The 6,085-nt window shown below is 70.3% G+C and carries 5 protein-coding genes; 1 reads left to right on the forward strand and 4 read right to left on the reverse strand.

The genetic code is table 11. From position 1 onward, the window contains the following. A partial coding sequence (locus QZT59_RS03675; protein WP_290811476.1) for a hypothetical protein occupies positions 1-288 on the reverse strand: 288 nt, incomplete at its 3' end. 59 nt (positions 289-347) lie between these two features. Here QZT59_RS03675 and QZT59_RS03680 point away from each other — a divergent pair. Beyond that, complete coding sequence (locus QZT59_RS03680; protein ID WP_290811479.1) at positions 348-1,121, forward strand: SDR family NAD(P)-dependent oxidoreductase; 774 nt, start codon at positions 348-350, stop codon at positions 1,119-1,121. 396 nt (positions 1,122-1,517) lie between these two features. Here the strand turns inward: QZT59_RS03680 and QZT59_RS03685 are convergent, their stop codons facing one another. From QZT59_RS03685 to QZT59_RS03695, 3 genes are all read right to left on the reverse strand, one after another. Next, positions 1,518-4,214: a PAS domain S-box protein gene (locus QZT59_RS03685; protein ID WP_290811482.1), complete on the reverse strand. Its 2,697-nt coding sequence runs from the start codon at positions 4,212-4,214 to the stop codon at positions 1,518-1,520. Positions 4,215-4,536: 322 nt separating this feature from the next. Next, positions 4,537-5,286 (reverse strand): hypothetical protein, encoded by a 750-nt coding sequence (locus QZT59_RS03690; protein ID WP_290811485.1) that lies wholly within the window; start codon positions 5,284-5,286, stop codon positions 4,537-4,539. Positions 5,287-5,798: 512 nt separating this feature from the next. Then, positions 5,799-6,085, reverse strand: a 287-nt coding sequence (locus QZT59_RS03695; RefSeq protein ID WP_290811488.1) for a PIN domain-containing protein, incomplete at its 5' end; no start/stop codon positions are given.

A 6,085-nucleotide genomic window follows, 5' to 3' on the forward strand; every position in this document is an offset into this window, starting at 1 on the left:
AGCCCGGACGGTACTCGCCGGCGCTCGGAAGCCCGGACGGTACTCGCCGGCGCCGGAGAACCAGGACGGTACTCGCCGGCGCCCGGGCGAGCGGCAACTCGCCGGGGCCGACCGGTTCGCCCGCGTTCGCTCATCGAGCCTCCCACTCGGCGACCGACTCCGATCGGCGATCGCACCGCTCCGGATCTCCTCGGCGGCCTCGTTCCACTCGACGATCTCGCCGTCGTCCTCGCTCGCAGTCCCGGGGTGGTTCTCGACCGCGCCGTCCGCGCACGTCGTCGCGACCATCGGGGGCGGCCCCGCGGCGACGCCGAACAGTTATCGGGCCGGTTCCGGAATGGACGCGCATGCACGAGGACAGGACGATCGTCGTCACCGGCGCGAGCGGCGGGATCGGCCGAGCGATCTCGCTCGAACTGCTCGCGAACGGGGCGAACGTGGCCCTGGCGGCCCGGAGCGACGGCATCGAGGAGACGGCATCGCTGGCCGACGCCGGCGACCGGGCGCTGCCGGTCCGGACCGACGTGACGGCGGAATCGTCGGTCGAGGCGCTCGTCGAGGAGACCGTCTCGACCTTCGGCGGGATCGACGGCGTCGTGAACAACGCCGGCATCGCCGGTCCGACGGCGCCCGTCACGGAGGTCGACGCCGACGACTGGGACCGGACCATGGCGGTCAACGCCAGGGGGCCGTTCCTCGTCACCAAGCACGCGGCGCCCCACCTCGTCGAGAGCGACCGCGGGAGCGTCGTCACCATCTCCTCGATCAGCGGCAAGCGCCCGCTCGAGGACCGCACGCCGTACGCGGCGTCGAAGATGGCGGTCATCGGCCTCACGCGAACGCTCGCGTTCGAACTCGGCGACGACGACGTGACCGTCAACGCGGTCTGTCCGGGCGCGACGACGGGCCCGCGGATCGACCGCGTGATCGAGCGCCAGGCCGAGCGGCGCGGCCTCGGCTACGAGGAGGCGAAACGGGCCGTGTTCACCGACGACGCGGCGCTCGGCGAGCTCGTCGACCCCGAGGACGTCGCCGAGATGGTGTCGTTCCTGCTGGGGCCCAAGGGGCGCCACATCACGGGTCAGGACATCAACGTCGACGGCGGCACGGTCTGGTACTGACGAGGGTGGCCGGGGGCTGCGCCGATCCCGATGGCGGTCGCCCGCGGCTTCCCGGCCGCGAACAGCGATCTCGCGGTCCGCAACGAATTCCGCGCGTACTGGAACGTACCCGAGCGCGTCGAGCGGCGGAGCCGATCGGAGATCCGACGGCCGCGGGTTCGAAACGACGACGACGGGTCAAACCGACCTCCGCGCCCCCGGACGCCGACCCTCCGCGCCCCCGGACGCTGACCCTCCGCGCCCCCGGACGCTGACCCTCCGCGCCCCCGGACGCCGACCCTCCGCGCCCCCGGACGCTGACCCTCCGCGCCCCCGGACGCCGACCGTCCGCACCCTTCCGAACGCCGACCGTCCGCACCCTTCCGAACGCCGACCGTCCGCACCCGTCGGACGGAATCAGTTCTCGCGTTCCGACGCCGCCGGCAGCGTGAACGCGAACGTCGATCCCTCGCCGGGCTCGGAGTCGACCCGGATCTCGCCGCCGTGGCGCTCGACGATCCGCTGACAGATGGCCAGCCCGATCCCGGGTCCCCCGCGCTCGGCGCGGCTGTGGAGTCGGCCGAAGACCTCGAACACGCGATCCTGTTCGTCGCGATCGATGCCGATCCCCTCGTCGCGGACCGAGACGAGCCACTCGCCGTCCCGGGGTTCGGCGTCGACGCGGATCGTCGGCGGCTCGTCGCCGCTGTACTCGATCGCGTTCGCCAGGAGGTTCTGGAACAGCTGGCGCAACTGGTGCTCGTCGCCCTCGACGCGGGGGAGGTCGCCGACCGCGACGTCGGCGTCGCTCTCCGCGATACGTAACCGGAGGTCCGCGAGGACGTCGTCGACGACGCCTCCGAGGTCGGTCGGCTCGAACGGATCGCCCCGCGCCTCGATGCGGGAGTACGCCAGCAGCCCGTCGATCATGGCCCGCATCCGGTCGGCGCCGTCGACGGCGTAGGCGAGAAACTCCTCCCCGTCCTCGTCGAGCGCGTCGCCGTAGCGCTCCTCGATGAGCTGCAGGTAACTCGAGACCATCCGCAGGGGCTCTTGCAGGTCGTGGGAGGCGGCGTACGCGAAGTGTTCGAGGCGCTCGTTCGACGCCCCGAGGCGCTCGACCGTCTCCTCGAGTCGCCGCTGGTACCGGCGACGCTCGGTGATGTCCGAGAGCGTGATCACCGCGCGGGTCACCTCGTCTCGTTCGTCCCTGACCGGCATCCCCCGGACGCTCAGGATCCGCGTCTCGCCGTTCAGATTGTCGATCTCGAAGAGCCTGGGTTCCGTGATCTCCTCGCCCCGGAGCGCCCTGGCGATCGTCCACTCCTCGCGCGAGACCGGTTCGCCCGTGTCGGCCAGCCTGACGGGGAACTTGTCGTACTCGTCGAGGGAGGCGGCGTCGAACACGTCGCCGCCCCAGATCTTCTCGGCCGCCTCGTTGGCCTCGAGGAGTCCGCCGTCGGCGTCCGCGACCACCACGCCGACGGGGAGGAGCTCGAACAGCGTCTCCAGCTGCTCGGTGTGGCGTTCGAGGCGCAACTCGGCGCACTTTCGGTCCGTGATGTCGGTGGTCGCGCCGGCGAACCTGAGGGGCGTTCCGTCGTCGTCGCGTTCGACGCGACCGCGGGAGATGACCCACCGGAGTTCGTCGTCCTCGCTCCGGATGCGGTACTCCACCTCGTACTCCCCGCCGGCGGCGAGCGCGTCCTCGATCTTCGCCTCGACCCGGTCGCGATCGTCCTCGCAGATCGCGGCGAGGAACCGCTCGCTCGGCACGCCCTCGCGCGCCGCGTCGGGATCGACCCCGAACTTTCTGGCGTACGTCTCGCCGGTGACCATCCGATCGTCGGGGACGTGCCACTCCCAGGTGCCGACCGCGCCGGCCTCGGTTGCCGCCTCGAGCTGGGTCTTGGCCTCCTCGAGGCATCGCTCGCGCTCCTTGCGCTCGGTGATGTCGCGGAAGTACACCGAGAGCCCCGTCTCGGAGGGGTACGCGTTCACCTCGGTCCAGATGCCGAACGGTTCGGAGTAGCGCTCGAACGAGACGGGCTCCTGGGTTTCCATGGCCTCGTGGAATCGGTCGTAGAGGTTCGAGCCGACGGCCTCCGGAAACAGGTCCCACGCGTTCTCCCCGAGAATCTCCGCCCGCGACCGTCCCATGAACTCCGCGGCGCGGTCGTTGACGTGGGTGTACCGCCACTCCTCGTCGAGCGCGTAGAACGCGTCGGAGACGCGGCCCAGTACCTCGTCGAGTTCGGACTCGAGCCGGCGTTCGCGCGCTTTGAGTTGGGTGACGTCCTCCCCGGCGGTGACGACGCGGTCGAGGTCGCCGTCCTCGTCGAAGAGCGGCGCCGCGTTGACCGAAACCCACCGCGAGTCGCCGCTCGGGAGGTCGATCCGGACCACCTCGTCGTAGACCGGTTCGCCCGTCTCGAGCGTCCGGGCGAAGGGGTGGTCGTCGGCCGCGATCTCGCGGCCGTCCTCGTCGTAGACCGTCCGCTGTGACGGATCGTACGTTCCCGCTTCGTCCGCGGGTATCTCGAGGATCTCCCGCAGTCGGTTGTTCATCCGCGTGACCTCGCCGTCGGCGTCGAGCACCTGAATGCCGACGGGACTCGTCTCGAGGATCCGATCGATTAGATCCCGCTCGCGCTCGAGGCGCCGTTCGCGCTCGTCGAGGCGCTCCTCCCGACGTTTCCGCTCGGTGACGTCTCGGACGGTCCCGACCGTCCCTCGAAACGCCCCGTCCTCGAGGAGCAGACTCACGCGCAGCTCGCAGTGGAGTTCGCTCCCGTCGACGGTGCGCGCCGCGAGTTCGAACGTCTCGGGAAGGGGCTCGTCGTTCGCGACGCTCTCGGCGATCTCGCCGCCGATTCGGTCGACGTCCTCGTCCGCGAGCAGGATCGAGACGTGCTCGCCCAGGAGCTCCTCGCGCGCGTAGCCGGTCAGCTCGACGACGACGTCGTTGACCGCGACGAACCGACCGGCGGCGTCGAGCTGGTAGATCCCGTCGTCGACCGTGTTGACGAGCGTCCGGTAGCGCTGGATCGCTGCGGGACCGTCAGCGTCCTCGCCCCAGAACGCTGCGTCCGAAGCGTCCGCTCGTTCGCTCATGGGAGTCCGGTCGGCGTTGTCCGTGTTAAACCTCGTGATGCGCGGCGTTCGCGTGACACGTTTCCGTCGTGTGGGGGGCGAAATGTCGGTCACGGGGCGTCGCGAATCGACCGTCGGGTCTCGCGTCGTGGCGATTCGCGTGGCGGCGTGATGGGCGCGTCGTGGCGATTCGCGTGGCGGCGTGATGGGCGCGTCGTGGCGATTCGCGTGACAGTGTGATTCGCGCGACGGCGCGCGCTCTCGCGCTCGAGTCGCTACTCGCGCTTGCACCGCGGAGGCGAGCGCCGTCGAAATTCGACGGCGGCCGGAGCCAAACGGCGGCTCAGGCGGTCCTCGGCCGCCGCGACCCCGCCTCTACGGCTGCGACTTCCGGACTCTCGGACCGCGCCAGCGCGACGCCGAACCAGAACGTCCAGAGTCCCATCACGATCGTGGCGGCGAGCCAGATCGGCGCGCCGATGGCGATTCCGAGCACCGCTCCCAGGACGACGTACGCCACGACGGCCGCGACCGCCGCGACGGCTCCGATCCAGGCCCCCCAGGGGGGCGTGATCGGGATCGCGCTCCGGGCCTGGTCGGCGGCGATCGCGGCGAGCGCCGCGGCCAGGAACCCGAAGCCGATCCCCTGCCCTTCGGCGAACAGCTGCCAGGCTTCGAACGTGGCCGCGTCCCCGGCCGCGGCGGCGGTCGCGATGGTCGTGGCCTCGGCCACGGCGGTCGTCGACACCCACAGCGCGCCGACGACCAGGACGGCCCACGCGCTCATCGTCCACCAGGTCTCGGTGAGCCGGGAGCCGGCCGTCAGCACGAGCAACCCCGCGATCACGAGCATGGTGAGCGCGAGGGCGGCGCCCCAGTGGACGGCCGTCCACAGGGTGGCGTTCTCGGCGATGATCGCCATGAACTCGGCCGGGACGGGGGACGGCGGCGGATGGAGGGCGAGGCTCACCACGAGAAGGAGGGAGCCGGCGGCGAGCCAGGCGCCGGCCGCGCGGACGGTCGTCTCCGCGCGCGATAGCGTTCGATCGACGTCGTCCGACGGTTCGTCGTCGGTGTTTTCGATTTCGGTCATGGCTCCTCGGGGAATGTAGGTTGCCGGATGAGATAAGCTAGCACATGGCAATGATAACGGGACGAGGTGAGATGATCGGAAAATCGAGACCGCGGCGTTCGGAGGGACGAGCCGCCCGCGAGGACAGCTCTGTCCTCGAACCACCCGGCGCTTTTCGCGGTCGGCCGGGGCCGAAACTCGATTCGGTGGGACGTCCCCGTGCTCGGTTTTCGATCACCGCCCGATCCTCGTCGTCGCGCAGCTCGGCCACCGCTCGCTCGACCGTCTCCGCGGCGAGGACGTCGCCGTACGCCACGCGCCACGAACGCTCGGTGACGCGCAGGATGTCCGGAACGTCCCCCGGCACCGTGTCGCGGATCGTGACCGGTGGGTCGACTCCGTCCGGGTTCGTGCGGGAGGGTGCACCTTACTTCGGATACATTCTCGATGGGAGGCGTGCGACGAGTGCTCCATCGAACCCCGCTATCGGTGGGGAGATCTAGACGGCGTGTGACGGACCGGGCGCGTACCGGTCACTTCGGTCGATAGGGGTTCGTCGCGACGTCGAGACGGTAGACGTCCTCGGCAGCGTCGAAATCGTCGTCGAACGCGTAGAGATACCCCAGACCCTCCGTCTGCATGTACGCGACGATACAGGCGTCGACGAACGAGAACCCCTCCTGCTGCCGGAAGAGCGCTTTTGCCGCGGCGAATTCGTCCGCCGTCAGGGATTCGATGTGAAATTGCGTGTTCTCCTCCACCCGATCGAGAACGTCGACGGCGGCGGCGTGACTCGCGAGCGTCGTCAGCCCGTCGAGCG

It is taken from the genome of Halovivax sp., assembly GCA_007119345.1.
Taxonomy (GTDB): domain Archaea; phylum Halobacteriota; class Halobacteria; order Halobacteriales; family Natrialbaceae; genus Halovivax.

Bases quoted from the DNA above. Each gene is read 5' to 3' on its own strand.
- QZT59_RS03685 (WP_290811482.1), bottom strand. From the start codon at position 4,214: ATGAGCGAACGAGCGGACGCTTCGGACGCAGCGTTCTGGGGCGAGGAC.
- QZT59_RS03680 (WP_290811479.1), top strand. From the start codon at position 348: ATGCACGAGGACAGGACGATCGTCGTCACCGGCGCGAGCGGCGGGATC.
- QZT59_RS03690 (WP_290811485.1), bottom strand. From the start codon at position 5,286: ATGACCGAAATCGAAAACACCGACGACGAACCGTCGGACGACGTCGAT.